General features: G+C 60.9%; 15 protein-coding genes and 1 pseudogene. 12 read left to right on the top strand and 4 right to left on the bottom strand.

The window, feature by feature from the left end; genetic code table 11:
• Positions 1 to 87: 87 nt before the first annotated feature.
• Positions 88 to 693 carry a TetR/AcrR family transcriptional regulator gene (locus ATH90_RS09355; RefSeq protein ID WP_034103005.1) on the top strand — a complete coding sequence of 202 codons (606 nt, stop codon included), beginning with the start codon at positions 88 to 90 and terminating at the stop codon, positions 691 to 693.
• A 131-nt stretch (positions 694 to 824) separates the two neighbouring features.
• Here the strand turns inward: ATH90_RS09355 and ATH90_RS09350 are convergent, their stop codons facing one another.
• Entirely contained in the window at positions 825 to 1,265 is a 441-nt protein-coding gene (locus tag ATH90_RS09350) for a GlcG/HbpS family heme-binding protein (protein ID WP_034102912.1), read from the bottom strand.
• A 256-nt stretch (positions 1,266 to 1,521) separates the two neighbouring features.
• Here ATH90_RS09350 and gcl point away from each other — a divergent pair, with 256 nt between their 5' ends.
• The 8 genes from gcl to ATH90_RS09310 all read left to right on the top strand — a co-directional run bounded on the left by gcl (position 1,522) and on the right by ATH90_RS09310 (position 10,982).
• The gene (gcl, locus tag ATH90_RS09345) at positions 1,522 to 3,297 is read left to right on the top strand and encodes a glyoxylate carboligase (RefSeq protein ID WP_034102911.1); all 1,776 of its coding nucleotides are present in this window, start codon (positions 1,522 to 1,524) and stop codon (positions 3,295 to 3,297) included.
• A 10-nt stretch (positions 3,298 to 3,307) separates the two neighbouring features.
• Positions 3,308 to 4,090: a hydroxypyruvate isomerase gene (gene hyi / locus ATH90_RS09340; RefSeq protein WP_098466133.1), complete on the top strand. Its 783-nt coding sequence runs from the start codon at positions 3,308 to 3,310 to the stop codon at positions 4,088 to 4,090.
• Between the two features lie 173 nt (positions 4,091 to 4,263).
• Entirely contained in the window at positions 4,264 to 5,154 is an 891-nt protein-coding gene (locus ATH90_RS09335; RefSeq protein WP_098466132.1) for a 2-hydroxy-3-oxopropionate reductase, read from the top strand.
• A gap of 170 nt (positions 5,155 to 5,324) precedes the next feature.
• A complete protein-coding gene (locus ATH90_RS09330) occupies positions 5,325 to 6,605 on the top strand; it encodes a glycerate kinase type-2 family protein (RefSeq protein ID WP_098466131.1) in 1,281 nt (426 codons plus the stop codon).
• A complete protein-coding gene (pyk, locus tag ATH90_RS09325) occupies positions 6,595 to 8,010 on the top strand; it encodes a pyruvate kinase (RefSeq protein WP_098466130.1) in 1,416 nt (471 codons plus the stop codon). The genes ATH90_RS09330 and pyk overlap by 11 nt, the downstream gene beginning before the upstream one ends.
• Before the next feature lie 130 nt (positions 8,011 to 8,140).
• Entirely contained in the window at positions 8,141 to 9,016 is an 876-nt protein-coding gene (locus ATH90_RS09320) for an urea transporter (protein WP_034102900.1), read from the top strand.
• A 31-nt stretch (positions 9,017 to 9,047) separates the two neighbouring features.
• Positions 9,048 to 9,872: an ion transporter gene (locus tag ATH90_RS09315; RefSeq protein ID WP_034102898.1), complete on the top strand. Its 825-nt coding sequence runs from the start codon at positions 9,048 to 9,050 to the stop codon at positions 9,870 to 9,872.
• 105 nt (positions 9,873 to 9,977) lie between these two features.
• Positions 9,978 to 10,982 (top strand): sulfate ABC transporter substrate-binding protein, encoded by a 1,005-nt coding sequence (locus ATH90_RS09310; RefSeq protein ID WP_034102895.1) that lies wholly within the window; start codon positions 9,978 to 9,980, stop codon positions 10,980 to 10,982.
• Positions 10,983 to 11,044: 62 nt separating this feature from the next.
• Here the strand turns inward: ATH90_RS09310 and ATH90_RS09305 are convergent, their stop codons facing one another.
• Positions 11,045 to 11,659 carry a DUF5666 domain-containing protein gene (locus ATH90_RS09305; protein ID WP_098466129.1) on the bottom strand — a complete coding sequence of 205 codons (615 nt, stop codon included), beginning with the start codon at positions 11,657 to 11,659 and terminating at the stop codon, positions 11,045 to 11,047.
• Between the two features lie 176 nt (positions 11,660 to 11,835).
• Between ATH90_RS09305 and ATH90_RS09300 the strand changes: the two genes are divergently transcribed.
• Positions 11,836 to 13,032, top strand: coding sequence for an MFS transporter (locus ATH90_RS09300; protein ID WP_098466128.1), 1,197 nt, complete (start codon positions 11,836 to 11,838; stop codon positions 13,030 to 13,032).
• Between the two features lie 17 nt (positions 13,033 to 13,049).
• Here the strand turns inward: ATH90_RS09300 and ATH90_RS09295 are convergent.
• Positions 13,050 to 13,190, bottom strand: a pseudogene (locus ATH90_RS09295) (type II toxin-antitoxin system HicB family antitoxin); the annotation flags it as partial.
• Positions 13,191 to 13,297: 107 nt separating this feature from the next.
• On the opposite strand from ATH90_RS09295, the gene ATH90_RS09290 reads away from it, so the two are divergent.
• Both ATH90_RS09290 and ATH90_RS09285 read left to right on the top strand, forming a co-directional pair.
• Positions 13,298 to 13,954 carry a peroxiredoxin-like family protein gene (locus tag ATH90_RS09290; RefSeq protein WP_098466126.1) on the top strand — a complete coding sequence of 219 codons (657 nt, stop codon included), beginning with the start codon at positions 13,298 to 13,300 and terminating at the stop codon, positions 13,952 to 13,954.
• 14 nt (positions 13,955 to 13,968) lie between these two features.
• A complete protein-coding gene (locus ATH90_RS09285; RefSeq protein ID WP_069022564.1) occupies positions 13,969 to 14,850 on the top strand; it encodes a LysR family transcriptional regulator in 882 nt (293 codons plus the stop codon).
• An 80-nt stretch (positions 14,851 to 14,930) separates the two neighbouring features.
• Here ATH90_RS09285 and ATH90_RS09280 read toward each other — a convergent pair whose 3' ends face one another.
• Positions 14,931 to 16,934 carry a M10 family metallopeptidase C-terminal domain-containing protein gene (locus tag ATH90_RS09280; protein WP_098466125.1) on the bottom strand — a complete coding sequence of 668 codons (2,004 nt, stop codon included), beginning with the start codon at positions 16,932 to 16,934 and terminating at the stop codon, positions 14,931 to 14,933.
• Between the last annotated feature and the right edge of the window lie 246 nt (positions 16,935 to 17,180).

The following is a 17,180-nucleotide window of genomic DNA, read 5'->3' as shown; positions in this document are numbered from 1 at the left end:
AAAGCTTTGCGGGCACATTGTTGAGGCTCGCGGATGGCCGGTGCTACCATGCGCAACCGCCTGTACTGGCAAGGAAACCCCTGGTTTATGAGCACCATTCGCGAGCGCAACAAAGAAAAGATCCTGCGGGCGGCCAGCGAGGAGTTTGCCGACAAGGGCTTCGCCGCGACCAAAACCAGCGACATCGCCGCCAAGGCCGGGCTGCCCAAGCCTAACGTCTACTACTACTTCAAATCCAAGGACAACCTCTACCGTGAGGTGCTCGAGAGCATTATCGAGCCGATCCTGGCCGCATCCACGCCATTCAACCCGCAAGGCGCGCCCAAGGAAGTACTGAGCAACTACATCCGCTCTAAAATCCGCATCTCCCGCGACCTGCCTTTTGCCTCCAAGGTCTTCGCCAGCGAAATCATGCACGGCGCCCCGCACTTGAGCGCTGATCAGGTCGAGCAGCTTAACGCCCAGGCCAAGCACAACATCGCGTGTATCCAGGACTGGGTAGACCGCGGCCTGATCGCGACGATCGACCCCAATCACTTGATGTTCAGCATCTGGGCGGCCACGCAGACGTATGCGGACTTCGACTGGCAGATCTCGGCGGTGACCGGCAAGGCCAAGTTGGATGAAGCGGACTACGAGGCCGCGGCGCAGACGATCATTCGGTTGGTGCTCAAGGGGTGTGAGCCGGACTGAGGGACGTGGTGCGGTATCGCAGGCAAGCCAGTTCCCACACTTGATCCGCGCAGACACAGCCTGTATGAACACCGCGAAACCAATGTGGGAGCGGGCTTGCTCGCGAAGGGGCCAGACCAATCAGCAAAAAATCAGGCTGACACCCCCGCATCCGCCATCAACCCCACCCCCTCGATCGCCGTGATCGCGCACTGCTCATCAATATCCGACGTGTCCCCGCTGATCCCGATCGCCCCCAGCACAGCCCCCTCCTGACTCCGAATCAACACCCCACCCGGTGCCGGCACCACACTGCCCTGCCCCAGGCTATTCAGCGCAGCGATAAACGCCGGGCGTTGCTGCGCGTCCAGCGCCAGCAGGCGTGAGCCCTTGCCCAAGGCAATCGCGCCCCAGGCCTTGCCAATGGCGATCTGCGGACGCAGCAGGCTGGCGCCGTCTTCGCGTTGCAGGGTGATCAGGTGACCGCCGCTGTCGAGCACCGCAATGGTCAGCGGCGCCGCCGAAATGGTGCGCCCTGCGGTGAGGGCCTGGCTGGCCAGTTGGGTGGCGAGTTTCAAGGTTAAAGCGCTCATGGTGCCGTCCTTCTTTTGTTATTGGGAATGCGGTGGAGGTCTGGATGATCAGATGCTCGATCAAACAAATAGAACACAATGACTTTTATTTTTGTATACAATATTTTCGCACAAAGGCTCCATACGTCGAAAAAAGCAGTTCCGACGAACGCAAAGGCCAGTTTATAAAATGCATTGACCTGTGCCGCCCGCCGTGAATACACTTTGACCAGACACCACTTGTATACAATTACAAAACGCAAGAGGCACCAAAACCATGAGCAAAATGAGAGCAATCGAAGCCGCCGTCCTGGTGATGCGCCGTGAAGGCGTGGACACCGCCTTCGGTATCCCAGGCGCCGCGATCAACCCGCTGTACTCGGCCTTGCAGAAGGTGGGTGGCATCGATCACGTCCTTGCTCGCCACGTTGAAGGCGCCTCCCATATGGCCGAGGGTTACACCCGCACCAAGGCGGGCAATATCGGCGTGTGCATCGGCACTTCGGGCCCGGCGGGTACCGACATGGTCACCGGCCTGTACAGCGCCTCGGCCGACTCGATCCCGATCCTGTGCATTACCGGCCAGGCACCCCGCGCCCGTATGCACAAGGAAGATTTCCAGGCCGTGGACATCACCAGCATCGTCAAGCCGGTGACCAAGTGGGCGACCACCGTCCTCGAACCCGGCCAAGTGCCGTATGCCTTCCAGAAAGCCTTTTACGAAATGCGCTCCGGCCGCCCCGGCCCGGTACTGATCGACCTGCCATTTGACGTGCAGATGGCCGAGATCGAATTCGACATCGACGCCTATCAGCCATTGCCCCTGGCCAAGCCATTGGCAACCCGCGTGCAGGTGGAGAAAGCCCTGGCCCTGCTGGACCAGGCCGAACGCCCGCTGTTGGTGAGCGGTGGCGGCGTGATCAATGCCGACGCCAGCGAGCTGCTGGTTGAATTCGCCGAACTCACCGGTATCCCGGTGATCCCGACCCTGATGGGCTGGGGCACCATTCCGGACGATCACCCACAGATGGTGGGCATGGTCGGCCTGCAAACCTCCCACCGTTATGGCAACGCGACGCTGCTCAAGTCGGACGTGGTGCTGGGCATCGGTAACCGCTGGGCCAACCGTCACACCGGTTCAGTCGAGGTCTACACCGAGGGCCGTAAGTTCATTCACGTCGACATCGAGCCAACGCAGATTGGCCGCGTCTTCACGCCGGACCTGGGCATCGTTTCCGACGCCGGTTCCGCACTGACCATGTTTATCGAAGTGGCCCGCGAGTGGAAAGCCGCCGGCAAGCTCAAGGACCGCAGTGCCTGGCTCAACGACTGCCAGCAACGCAAGGCTACGCTGCACCGCAAGACCCACTTCGACAATGTGCCGGTCAAGCCACAGCGCGTTTACGAAGAAATGAACCAGGTGTTCGGCAAAGACACCTGCTACGTCAGCACCATCGGCCTGTCGCAGATCGCCGGTGCGCAATTCCTGCATGTGTACAAGCCGCGCCACTGGATCAACTGTGGCCAGGCCGGCCCACTGGGCTGGACCATCCCCGCCGCCCTCGGCGTGGTCAAGGCCGACCCGAGCCGCAAGGTGGTCGCACTGTCGGGCGACTATGACTTCCAGTTCATGATCGAAGAGTTGGCCGTGGGCGCGCAGTTCAAGCTGCCGTACATCCACGTGGTGGTGAACAACTCCTACCTGGGTCTGATCCGCCAGGCCCAGCGCGGGTTTGAAATGGATTACTGCGTGCAGCTGTCCTTCGACAACCTCAACGCCCCGGAACTCAACGGCTATGGTGTGGACCACGTCGCCGTCGCCGAAGGCCTGGGTTGCAAGGCCCTGCGCGTGTTCGAGCCAAGCCAGATCGCGCCAGCACTGCGCCGTGCCGAGGAAATGATCGAAGAATTCAAGGTTCCGGTGATCGTTGAGATTATTCTGGAACGCGTGACCAACATTTCCATGGGCACCGAGATCAACGCCGTCAATGAATTCGAAGATCTGGCACTGGTCGGCAACGATGCGCCGACTGCCATTTCCCTGCTCGATTAAGGAGAACCCTATGCCGCGCTTCGCCGCCAACCTGTCCATGCTGTTTACCGAACAGGACTTCCTTGCACGCTTCAAAGCGGCCGCCGATGCTGGCTTCGAAGGGGTCGAGTACTTGTTCCCGTATGAATTCAGCTCTGCCGAAATCAAGGCACAACTTGACGCCCATGGCCTGACCCAGGTGCTGTTCAACCTGCCGGCCGGTGACTGGGCCAAGGGCGAACGCGGCCTGGCGTGTCACCCGGACCGGGTCGAGGAATTCCGTGCCGGGGTCAAGCTCGCGATCGCCTATGCACACGTGCTGGGCAACACCCAGATCAACTGCCTGGCAGGTATTCGCCCCCAAGGTGTCGATGACGAGACCCTGGAAAAAACGTTCGTCGCCAACCTCAAGTACGCCGCCGACAAGCTGCAGGCGGCGGGCATCAAGTTGGTGATGGAAGCGATCAATACCCGCGACATTCCAGGCTTCTACCTCAATAACACGGCGCAAGCCCTGTCGATTCGCGAACAGGTGGGCAGTGACAATCTGTTCCTGCAATACGACATCTATCACATGCAAATCATGGAGGGCGACCTGGCCCGCACCATGGCCGCGCATCTGGGCGAGATCAACCACATCCAACTGGCGGATAACCCGGGCCGTAACGAGCCGGGCACCGGCGAGATCAACTACCGCTTCCTGTTCGAACACCTGGACCGCATCGGTTACCAGGGGTGGGTCGGCTGCGAGTACAAGCCGTTGACCACCACCGAAGCGGGTCTGGGCTGGCTCAAAACCCATAACGCCATCTAACTGAGACAACACAATCCCCATGTGGGAGCGGGCTTGCTCGCGAAAAGCGGTGTATCAGTCGACGCCTATGTTGAATGAAAGACCTTAGCGAGCAAGCCCGCTCCCACATTTAGACCTCCTGTGTTTGGCAGACCAAGTCAGGTCTGCCCATCGAATAAAAAGAGGAATTGATCATGGCTAAAATCGGATTCATCGGCACTGGCATCATGGGCCAACCCATGGCCGCGAACCTGCAGAAAGCAGGTCACCAACTGTTCCTCTCCGAGCACCACGGCAAGGCCCCGCAAGCACTGATCGACGCCGGTGCCGTGGCCCTGGCCAACCCGCAGCAAGTGGCGCAGGAAGCCGAGTTCATCATCGTGATGGTGCCCGACACCCCGCAGGTCGATGACGTGCTGTTCCGCAAAGACGGCGTAGCTGCTGGCCTGTCACCGAACAAGGTGGTGATCGACATGAGCTCGATCTCCCCCACCGCCACCAAGGCGTTCGCGGCGAAGATCAACGAGACCGGCGCACAGTACCTGGATGCCCCCGTGTCCGGTGGTGAGGTCGGCGCCAAGGCCGGCACCCTGAGCATCATGATCGGTGGTGAGCCGCACACCTTTGAACGCGCGCTGCCGCTGTTCCAGGCCATGGGCAAGAACATCACCCTGGTGGGCGGCAATGGTGATGGCCAGACCGCCAAGGTCGCCAACCAGATCATCGTCGCGCTGAACATCCAGGCAGTGGCCGAAGCGCTGCTGTTCGCCTCCAAGAACGGCGCCGACCCGGCCAAGGTGCGTGAAGCGCTGATGGGTGGGTTCGCTTCGTCGAAAATCCTCGAAGTGCATGGCGAGCGCATGATCAAGGGCACCTTTGATCCGGGCTTCCGTATCAACCTGCACCAGAAGGACCTCAACCTGGCCCTGGCCGGCGCCAAGGAGCTGGGGATCAACCTGCCGAACACCGCCGGCACCCAGCAGGTGTTCAGCACATGCACCGCACTAGGTGGCGGCAACTGGGACCATTCGGCGCTGATCAAGGGGCTGGAGCATATGGCGAATTTTTCGATTCGCGATAAGTAAGCCTCACTTGAAAGGCAACCCAGTGTGGGAGCTGGCTTGCCTGCGATAGCGGTCTTTCAGCTAGAGATCTGCTGCCTGACACACGGCTATCGCAGGCAAGCCAGCTCCCACCTTTGATCTCCATTCCAAGCCTCACCCCTAATAACAAGAATCCCCCCGGGAGCCCGCTTATGTCGGTCGATCCGCAACACCTGCTTCGCGAGCTGTTTGCCACAGCCATCGACGCCGCCCACCCTCGGCAAGTCCTCGAACCCTACCTGCCCGCCGACCGCAGCGGCCGTGTGATCGTGATCGGCGCCGGCAAGGCCGCTGCGGCCATGGCCCTGGTCGTGGAGAACTGCTGGCAGGGCGACGTCACCGGCCTGGTGGTGACCCGCTACGGTCACGGCGCGCCGTGCCAGAAAATCGAAGTGGTCGAAGCCGCCCACCCCGTGCCCGACGCCGCCGGCCTGGCGGTGGCCCAGCGCGTGCTGGCATTGATCAGCAACCTCAGCGAAGACGACCGTGTGATCTTCCTGCTGTCCGGCGGCGGCTCGGCCCTGCTGGCGCTGCCCGCCGAAGGCATCACCCTGGCCGACAAACAGGCCATCAACAAAGCCCTGCTCAAGTCCGGCGCCACCATTGGCGAGATGAATTGCGTGCGCAAGCACCTCTCGGCCATCAAGGGCGGCCGCCTGGCTAAAGCGGCCTGGCCGGCCACGGTGTACACCTATGCGATTTCCGATGTGCCGGGCGACCAGGCCACGGTGATCGCCTCCGGCCCCACCGTCGGCGACCCGAGCACCTCGCAACAGGCGCTGGCGATCCTCAAGCGCTACAACATCGAGGCCCCCGCTTCAGTGCGCAGCTGGTTGCAGAACCCGGCCTCGGAAACCGTCAAGCCCGGCGACCCGGTGCTTGCCCGCAGCCACTTCCAATTGATCGCCCGCCCGCAGCAATCCCTCGAAGCGGTGGCGGTCAAAGTACGCCAGGCCGGGTTCAGCCCGTTGATCCTCGGCGACCTCGAAGGCGAAGCGCGGGACGTGGCCAAGGTGCACGCCGGCATCGCCCGGCAGATCGTGCAGCATGGCCAGCCATTGGCGGCACCCTGCGTGATCCTCTCCGGTGGCGAAACCACCGTGACCGTGCGCGGCAATGGCCGTGGCGGGCGCAATGCGGAATTCCTGCTGAGCCTCACCGACAGCCTCAAGGGCCTGCCCGGCGTCTATGCCCTGGCCGGTGACACCGATGGCATCGACGGTTCGGAAGACAACGCCGGCGCCCTCATGACCCCGTGCAGCTACCGCCGCGCCGAAGCCCTCGGCCTATCAGCCAGCGACGAGTTGGATAACAACAACGGCTACGGCTACTTCGCCGCCCTCGACGGGTTGATCGTCACCGAGCCGACGCGCACCAACGTCAACGACTTCCGCGCCATCCTGATCCTTGAGACTGCCAAACATGACGCCTGACAAGAAGGTCAAAATCCTCGCCACCCTGGGCCCGGCCACCCACGGTATCGACGACATCCGCGAACTGGTGGAAGCCGGGGTGAATATCTTCCGGCTCAATTTCAGCCATGGCGACCACGCCGACCACGCCCAGCGCTACCAATGGATTCGCCAGGTGGAGCGCCAGTTGAATTACCCGCTGGGCATCCTCATGGACCTGCAAGGGCCGAAGCTGCGGGTCGGGCGTTTTGCCGAGGGCAAGGTGCAACTGGTGCGCGGCCAGGCCCTGCGCCTGGACCTGGACCCGACTCCCGGCGACCAGCGCCGGGTCAACCTGCCCCACCCGGAAATCCTCAAAGCACTGGAACCCGGCATGGACCTGCTGCTGGACGACGGCAAACTGCGGCTGCGGGTCATCACCAAACACGCTGATGCCATCGACACCACGGTGCTCAATGGCGGCGAACTGTCTGACCGCAAAGGCGTCAACGTCCCCCAAGCCCTGCTGGAACTGAGCCCACTGACCGCCAAGGACCGGCGCGACCTGAGCTTTGGCCTGGAACTGGGCGTGGACTGGGTGGCGCTGTCGTTCGTGCAGCGTCCGGAAGACATCCGCGAAGCCCGCGAGCTGATCGGCGACCAGGCCTTCCTGATGGCCAAGATCGAAAAGCCCTCGGCCGTGCAGCGCCTGCAGGAAATCGCCGAACTGAGCGACGCGATCATGGTGGCCAGGGGCGACCTGGGCGTGGAAGTGCCGGCCGAGAGCGTGCCGCAGATCCAGAAGGACATCATCAGCGCCTGCCGCCAGTTGGGTAAACCGGTGGTGGTGGCCACGCAGATGCTGGAGTCGATGCGCTTCTCCCCGGCGCCAACCCGTGCCGAGGTGACGGACGTCGCCAATGCCGTGGCCGAAGGCGCGGACGCGGTGATGCTGTCGGCGGAAACCGCGTCCGGCGAATACCCCCTGGAAGCCGTGCAGATGATGAGCAAAATCATCCGCCAGGTGGAAAACGGTCCGGACTACCAGGCCCAGTTGGATGTCAGTCGGCCCAAGGCGGATGCCACGGTGTCGGACGCCATCAGCTGCGCGATCCGCCGCATCAGCAGCATTCTGCCGGTGGCGGTGCTGGTCAACTACAGCGAGTCCGGCAGCTCCAGCCTGCGCGCGGCGCGGGAACGGCCGGTGGCGCCGATCCTCAACCTCACGCCGAACCTGTCCACGGCGCGGCGCTTGAGCGTGGCGTGGGGGGTGCATTCGGTGGTCAATGACCGCCTGCGCCAGGTGGACGAGGTGTGTTCCACGGCGCTGGAGATTGCGCAGGCGCAGGGCATGGCGGAGCGCGGGGATACGTTGGTGATTACGGCGGGGGTGCCGTTCGGGCAGCCGGGGTCTACGAACTCACTGCGTATCGAGACGTTGATTTAGCGTCTGTAAGGGCCTCATCGCGGGCAAGCCCGCTCCCACATTTGATCGATGTTCGACATGAAAATTCGGTCAACTGTGGGAGCTGGCTTGCCTGCGATAAGGGCAACTCGGTCTGACTGAATGACCCCACATGCACAACCCAACCTGCCCCGACTGGGCCGAAGCCTTGCTCAATGGCTTCAGCCAGATCTTCCTGCAACGCCAGCCACTGTGTGGCCTGCTGTGCCTGCTGGCCATCCTGGTAGGCGCGCCGACCTTGCTCGGCGGTGCGCTGCTCGGTGGCGTGGCGGGCTTGCTCACGGCCCAGCGCCGGGGTTACCCGAAAGCCGAGCGCCAAGCCGGCCTGTACAGCTACAACGGCGTGCTGCTGGGCGTGTTGATCAGCCAGCATTTCGCCTGGTCGGCCTTGCTGCCGCCGCTGATCCTGGCGTGCGGCGGCTTGAGCGCGATCCTCACGCGGCAATGGTTGAAGCACGCCAGCCAGCCCGATGACTTGCCAGCGTATACCGCGCCGTTTGTGTTTCTCGGTTGGTTGCTGATAGGCACGGTGCCTGAAAGCACCTTTAGCCTGAGCGAACCCGATACCGTGGCCATGCTCACCGCCCCGTTCACTGGCCTGGCGCAAATCATGCTGCTGGACCAGCCGTTAGCCGGTGCCCTGATTGCGCTGGGCCTGTGGCTGGCCAACCGCCGCGCCGCCGTATGGGCCTTGATCGGCGCCAGTGCCGGCGTATTGATTGCGCTGTGGCTGGAGGAACCCGCCGGCGCCCTGCTCGGCCTGCACAGCTATAACCCGGCCTTGGCCGCACTGGCCCTGAGCCAGGTGCGCCGGCAACCCTGGCTGCCGCTGCTCGGCATCCTGCTGGCGGTCACCCTCACGCCGGGCTTTGCCGCCCTGCATCTGCCAGCGTTGACCGCGCCGTTCATCCTCGCCTGCTGGCTGGTGCGCGCAGGTGCTCGCGTGCTGCGCAAACCCCGCATGGACAGGCCCTTCGAATCCCCCTAGGCTTGCTCGATATTCGATTCAGGCGGGATTTATGGACAGCAACAACGACTGGCGCCAGCGGCTCTACGTCATGGTTTTTCAAAGCGATACGGTCGCCGGGCGGCGCTTCGACGGCATCCTGCTGCTGATCATCCTCGCCAGCCTGGTGATCGTGATGCTCGACAGCATCGACCAGATACACCAGAACTACGCCGATGTGCTGGCCTATATCGAGTGGGGCTTCACGCTGATCTTCTTGATCGAGTACGGCCTGCGCCTGTATTGCTCGCCCAAGCCATTGCGCTATGCCTTCAGTTTTTATGGGTTGGTGGATTTGCTCGCCATCGTGCCCGGCATCCTCGCCCTGTACTACAGCGACGCCCAGTACCTGCTGATCATCCGCATCATCCGGATGTTGCGAATTTTCCGGGTGCTCAAGCTCAGCCCGTACCTCAAGCAGGCCAACTACCTGATGGCGGCGCTGCGCGGCAGCAAGCAGAAGATCGTGGTGTTCCTGGTCAGCGTGTGCACCCTGGTGACGGTGTTCGGCACCTTGATGTACGTGATCGAAGGCCCCGAGCATGGCTTTACCAGCATCCCCAAGGGCATCTACTGGGCTATCGTGACCCTGACCACCGTGGGCTTTGGCGACATCGTGCCCAAGACGCCGCTGGGCCAGGTGATTTCGTCGTTGGTGATGATCACGGGTTACTCGATCATCGCCGTACCCACCGGTATTTTCACCGCCGAACTGGCCAGTGCGATGCGCGGTGAACAACTGCAAGCCGACTGCCCGGTGTGCAAGAAAAACAGCCATGAGCCGAACGCGGCCTTCTGTTCGCGCTGCGGCAATGCACTGTTCAAGAAAATGGAATAAGCAAAGTGCGTTTTAATCTTTAAACGTCTATGCGCTGCCAGCTATAGTCGCTGGCAAAATGCCCTCACTCAATCGACAACCCTCTCGAACAACAAGGAATGAGCAGTGAAAAAATTCGTTAGCGCCTCTCTCCTGGCCGCCGGCCTTGCTCTGGCGGGCGCCGTCCAGGCGGCCCCCGTCACACTGCTCAACGTCTCCTACGACGTGATGCGCGACTTCTACAAGGACTATAACGCCGCCTTCCAGAAACATTGGGAAGCCGAGCACCCGAACGACAAGCTGACCTTGCAGATGTCCTTCGGCGGCTCCAGCAAGCAAGCACGCTCGGTGATCGATGGCCTGCCGGCTGACGTGATTACCATGAACATGGCCACAGACATCAACGCCCTGGTCGACAACGGCAAACTGGTGCCGGACAACTGGGTCACCCGTCTGCCGAACAACAGCGCGCCGTTCACCTCCGCCACTGTGTTTATCGTGCGCAAAGGCAACCCGAAAGCGCTGAAGGACTGGCCGGACCTGCTCAAGGATGGCGTGCAGGTGATCGTGCCCAACCCGAAAACCTCGGGTAACGGCCGCTACACCTACTTGTCGGCCTGGGGTTATGTGCTGAAGAACGGCGGTGATGAAGAAAAGGCCAAGACCTTTGTCGGCAAGCTGTTCAAGCAAGCACCGGTGCTCGATACCGGTGGCCGCGCCGCCACCACGACCTTCATGACCAACCAGATCGGCGACGTGCTGGTGACCTTCGAGAACGAAGCAGAGATGATCGCCCGTGAGTTCGGCCGTGATCAGTTCGAGGTGATCTACCCAAGCGTCTCCGCGGAAGCCGAGCCGCCCGTGTCGGTCGTCGACAAAGTGGTCGAGAAGAAAGGTACCCGCGTGGCTGCCGAAGACTACCTGAAGTACCTGTGGTCGCCGCAAGGCCAGGAAATCGCCGCCAACAACTACCTGCGTCCACGTGACCCGAACGTGCTGGCCAAATACACCGACCGCTTCCCGAAAGTCGACTTCCTCTCGGTAGAGAAGACCTTTGGTGACTGGCGCACGGTGCAGAAGACGCACTTCAACGATGGCGGTGTTTTCGACCAGATCTATTCCGGTCAGTAAGGGAACAAACGCGGTCAGTGTGGGAGCAGGCAAGCCAGCTCCCACATTTTTTTGTCCGGCGACTACATCGGAGGGGTCACGCCATCCTTCCCGGCCGAGATCGCCTGCGCGGTAATCGTCCCGTCCGCCCCCTTCGCCGCAAACATCACCACCTTCACCCCCGGCTTGAGCAAGCTGCGATCGCCCGGCTCCAGGTTGACGATCGGCACGTCCTCCGGCACCACGATCTTCTGTTCGCCACCTTTGTATTTCACCGTCAACGTGCGCCCGTTGCTGACCACCAGGTCGCCTACCGTGCCGTTGGTCATGCTGCTGCCTTCTTTCAAGTCAAACGCGCGATGCCCGTCGCCCGTGCCGGCCATGGCCGGAGGGAACACGTGCACTTCAAGCGCCGTCAGGCTGCCGTCGGCGTTGGGCATGGCGGCGGAGCCGATGTAACTGCCCGGCTTGATCTCGTCGATCTTGGCGAGGGTGACCGCGCGTACCTGGGTGTCCGGGTTCAGGTGCACGATGACGTCTTCGCCACTGTTGACCTTGACGTGCATCGCATCGCCCTCCATCGCCGTGATAGCGCCGCGTACGCCCACGCGCGGGGCGTCGGCAGCCTGGGCCAGGCCCACCGCCATGGCGGCGGCAAGGGTGGAAGCCAGGAGCATCTTGTTCAACGTGATTTTCATGACGATCAATTTCCTGTTTCGGCAGTTGTGTCTGAATGTATCATCACCCCTCGCGCAGAAAGTTAACGATTCACTCATCATTACCGGGCATGAGTGTTATCACTGCCAGCGGCCTACCCGGGCTACGGTGTTGTCTTTAGGCTCGCCCCACTTTCCTTCGCTTTTATGAGAACACCATGAACGCTACTTCCCACGCTACAAGCACCATGACCCGGAGCATGGTGATGCTGTTTGCGTTTTGCTGCGGCGCCATCGTTGCCAACATCTACTATGCGCAACCGATCATCGAGCTGATCGCGCCGGACATTGGGCTGACGCCAGCGATGGCAAGCCTGATCGTCTCGTTGACGCAAATCGGCTACGCCCTGGGCCTGTTTTTCCTGGTGCCTCTGGGCGACCTGCTGGAAAACCGCAAGCTGATGATTGCCACCACCGTACTCGCTATCGCCAGCCTGCTGGGTGCAGCGTTTACCGAGCAGCCGAACCTGTTCCTGCTGGTGTCGTTGCTGATCGGCTTCAGCTCGGTGTCGGTGCAGATCCTGATTCCGCTGGCCGCGCACCTGGCGCCCGCCGAGTCCCGTGGCCGCGTGGTCGGCAGCATCATGGGCGGCCTGTTGCTGGGCATCCTGCTGGCGCGGCCGGTGTCCAGCGTGATGGCGGACCACTTCGGCTGGCGCGCGATGTTCATGGCGGCGGCGGCGTTGATGGCGTTTATCAGCGTGGTATTGATGCTGACCATTCCCAAGCGTCAGCCGGATCACTCCGCCAGCTATGGGCAACTGCTGGGCTCACTGGGCACCTTGCTGCGCAAGCAACCGGTCTTGCGCCAACGAGCGTTCTACCAAGGCTGCATGTTCGCCACCTTCAGCCTGTTCTGGACCGCCGCGCCGCTGGAACTGGCGCGCAACCACGGCCTGAGCCAGAGCGAAATCGCGCTGTTCGCCCTGGTCGGCGCACTGGGAGCCATCGCCGCGCCTATCGCCGGGCGCCTGGCCGATGCCGGCCACACCCACCGCGCTTCACTGCTGGCGATGCTGTTCGCCGCGCTGAGCTTCCTGCCAGCCTTCGTGCACCCGCTGTACAGCGTGATCGGCCTGGCCGTGACAGGCGTGGTCCTCGACTTCTGCGTACAGATGAACATGGTGTTGGGCCAGCGTGCCATCTACGCCCTCGACGCCAACAGCCGCAGCCGCCTGAACGCGCTGTACATGACCAGCATCTTCATCGGCGGCGCCTTCGGTTCGGCGATTGCCAGCAGCGTGTATGAACACGGTGGCTGGCTGGGGGTGATGCTGGTGGGCAGTGCCTTCCCATTGCTGGCACTGCTGCGGTTCTTGAGCGCATCGCGCCGGGGTGCCGCAGTCATAGCCTAGCTCCCACAGGGTTCGGCTCAGAAACGCCCCCACGTCTGCAACGCCGCGTCCGCCAGAAATGAGGAGCGGCGCTTGACCTTGTGCTCGCGCACATACCGGTCGCTGCGCTGGATGACATAACCGGGCAAGGGCACATTGACCTTCTCGGTTGTGCCCATTCCAACCACGCATAAATCCTATGCCCCCCACCCCGCTTCCAGCCCCTCACCGGCGCGCCCATCATCCCCTCCAGCCAGCCCGGCTGATCACCCGAGGGAATACCACCATGACACTTCAAGCCACGCTCGATGCCTTGCGCGCCGACTTCAAGGCCGGCAAGCCGCCTTACAACGCCCCGGCGCATATTCATCCGATCATGGAACGCGCCACTGCCGAGCTGATTGCTTCCGGCGCGGCGCAACGTGCGCTGAAGCTGGGCGACAAGGCGCCGCTGTTCAGCCTCAAGGACGCCGACGGCACGCTGGTTTCCTCGGCCGAGTTGTTGGCAAAAGGCCCACTGGTGCTGACCTTCTACCGAGGCGCATGGTGCCCGTACTGCAATCTGGAACTGCAGGCGCTGCAAGCCTTTCTGCCTGCGCTTGAAGCCGCCGGCGCCCACCTGCTGGCACTGTCACCGCAGACCGCCGCCAACAGTCGCAAGTCCACACGCCTTACCGGCCTGCAATTCCCGATCCTCAGCGACACCCACAGCGACGTCGCCGATGCGTTTGGCTTGCGCTTTGAACTGCCGGATTACCTGGTCCAATTGTACAAGGCACTGGGCAACAACCTGCCGTTGATCAACGATGACCCGGCCTGGACCCTGCCCATGCCCGCCCGCTATGTGATCGGCCAGGACAGCGTGATCCGTTACGCCGAGGTCAACCCGGATTACACTCAACGCCCAGAACCGTCAGCGATGCTCGACGCCCTCACCCGCTAACCCAAGGACAACCGATGGACCGCCTTAGCGCCATGGAAACCTTCGTCCACGTTGTCGAAACCGGCTCGTTCTCGGCGGCCGCCAAGCGCTTGGGTATCGGCCAACCCGCCGTCTCCAAAAGCATCGCGCAGTTGGAAGCGCGCCTGGCAGTGCGGTTGCTGTTGCGCTCGACCCGGGGCCTGACGCCGACCGAAGCGGGCCTGGCATTTTTTGATAAAGCCAGGCGTGCCATCGATGAGGCCAACGAGGCAGACGAGGCCGCCCGTGGCGCTGGTGCCGGGCTGTCGGGCAACCTGCGTATCAGCGCGGCGGTGACCTTCGCCCGCATGCATATCATTCCTCGCCTGGGACCGTTCCTGGAGCAGTACCCGAATGTGAACATCGAGGTGGTGCTGGATGACCGGAACCTCAACCTGGTGGAAGACGGTATCGACGTTGGCCTGCGCATGGGCAACCTGAATGACTCCAGCCTCACCGCGCGCAAGATCGGTGAATCGCCTTGCGTGATCCTCGCTACCCCGACCTACTTCGAACGCTTCGGCGAACCCGCCACCCCGGCGGATTTGCTGCAACACCAGGCGATCATCTACACCCGTGGCGAAGGCTCGCACTGGAGCTTCACCCAGGGCGACACGCACCACCCCATCGTCGCTCACGGTCGCCTGCGCGTCACCGCAGCCGAAGGTGTCCGCGCAGGCGTGCTCAGCCATATGGGACTGACCCTGTCATCCACCTGGATGTTCGCCCCGGAGCTGGCCAGTGGCGAGGTCAAGACCGTGCTGACCGACTGGAAGTTGCCGCCCAGGGCCCTATGGGCGGTGTTCCCCACCGGACGCATGGCGAGTGCGAAAGCGCGGGCGTTCGTGGAGTATGTGGAAGGGTTATTGAAGAGCTAGGCATGCGATTCTCTGGCAACCCCATGCATTACATCGAACAATGCAAGGGGTACAGAGTGGCCAGATTCTATGTCTTTAATTCAAGAGACCAGCCCAATCACATCTTCAGGTTTGATGAGGTGGTGACTCTTGACCAGGAAATCCGTTTGGCGATTCCCCGTCAGGTCCACGCCAACGAAGTATCGACCGGTCTGTCGGTTGAACTTCAAGACTGTATCGCCGATACGACCCGTGTAGGAGCCGACGAGTTGTAACTGTCCATTCGCCTCTCGCTTGATTGCGCTCAGGTCGATTTTGTCCCTGCCACTGACAAAGTCCATGATCAGATCAGCCTGGAGGGAAGTCGAGTCACTCGCCTTGCCGTAGGCGTACGTATTAGCACCGCCCACTCCCCAAAAAATATCTGCGCCTGCGCCGCCTTTGAGTACATTGTCCGCAAGGTTGCCAATCACCAGATCATTCCCAGAGCCACCGACGGCATTTTCTATAACAACACCTTTTGCTATTACAACATTGTTGAACAAATCGCCCACACTGGACGCTGCCCCCGCCCGTAGATCAATACGCTGGTTTTGCTTGAAACCGGAGAAGTCCAGTGTGTCATTGCCGCCAGGATCCTGGATTGTAAACCTTGGCGATCTGCTGAAAGGACTCAGGCTGACGGCAGGATTGCCCGTGTTGGAATTGAAGCCGTAGACGGTGTCCGAATTGCCCGGCGTCGGATCAGGTCTCGGAACCACAGGATCCAGGCTTTTACCCGTGACAAGATCGGCAGGTTGGATAAGCCCCTTGGCTTTAATGAAAACGTCCGCTTTGGCGTTACCGGTCAGGTCGAGACTCAGGCTTGCCTGTCCGGTTCGATGGTCGTAGCCCAGAACCACCTCTCCCGCCGAGCCGGTGAACAGCTCCACCACCTTAACGTTGGAAACCCTGGCAGCTTTGAGCACACCCGAAACATCAATCTTGTCTGTTCCACTTTCAAAATCCAGTATTTCGTCCGGCCTCAAAAGTGTCGACTCGCTCAGGCTATCGAAAACAAACACATCCGAGCCACCACCGCCGCGCAACATGTCCGCACCGCCACCGCCCTTGATTCTGTTGTGAGTGTCATTACCTGTCAGATCATCGTCGCCAGCGCCGCCTATTGCATTTTCAACGACCACTCCGCTGGCAATCGACACGTTCCCTTTTAATCCGCCGACATCAGAAAATGTTTCAGGGTTCAGGTTGATAACCTGACGCTGCTTAAACCCAGAAAAATCCAGGGTGTCGTTACCACCGCCATCCCAAACGCAAAAGAGGGGCGCATCACTGGAAGAGGTAAGACTAAGATCTTCACGTTGCGTGTTGGAATTGAAACCGTAAGTGGTATCCGTATTACGTGTATCGCGATTACGACCATATTTCCCCTGTACGGAAGCTATATCGTCCAAGAGTGGCCCGGCACTTGAACGCCCATTGAAATCATGACCAGGCTGATGGGTTTCCCTCCAATAACTCATCACGGTTCGAGCTTTGGTATCTTGTGCATAGCGTGCATTCCCCTCGTAACCTCCCTCAAGGCTGTCATAGTCACCAGGGTGTTGAAGACCGATGGCATGGCCAATCTCATGAATGACGGTTGTCATGAAATGGTTACCCCGCCCGGGCGAGTCACTCACGTTTTTAGTTCCTATTTTCGCCCAAACATCACCACTGTAATAGCTAGGGAATTGCGCGACGCCGCCAGCTAACGTTGAGTCTTTAATAAAATTTATTGTTCCATCAACCTGAGTCGAATTTTCCTTGAACCTGATATTTGTGACGTCTTGCCAGGCTTGTAGTGCCTGGCGGATTCGAGCCTGCTGCCCTGCAGAGAAGCCCGCATCTATCGTGAAGGACAACTCGATTCTTCCATCGCCATTGCGATCGCGGTGATTCCAGCCTCCTCGCGCAATGTGCTTGCCCGCATCCTCCGTACTAAGGGATGGTTTCGCATTGACAGGTGGTCGCGCGTCGTTGTTCGAGAAAGAAGAGGGTTTTCCCTGCAAGGTAGGAACAGCCCTGAGCGCCGGCGTGTTATTCGACAGTATTCCAGTGTTCATAAATAGCTATATCTCTTTCATATCAATCACTGCCCCCCAAACATTTGGCGAGCACTGGCAAAGCCCTTTTGCCGACCCGAAAAAAGTCGCATACAAAGAGATAACTAACCAACGCGAAAATTTTTCAAAAAAAAACCATCATAGGCGAAACAAACACGGTGCAAACACCCTGTATCAATGTCGACAGCCCTTAACGGTGCGTGCTTCTTTCTTTGCGTGAAAAAGCACGCTGTTACTGCCTAAACG

Source organism: Pseudomonas lurida, from assembly GCF_002563895.1.
GTDB classification, from domain to species: Bacteria; Pseudomonadota; Gammaproteobacteria; order Pseudomonadales; family Pseudomonadaceae; genus Aquipseudomonas; species Aquipseudomonas lurida.
The sequence above is the reverse complement of the archived record's forward strand: the minus strand, read 5'-3'. Positions and strand labels throughout refer to the sequence as shown.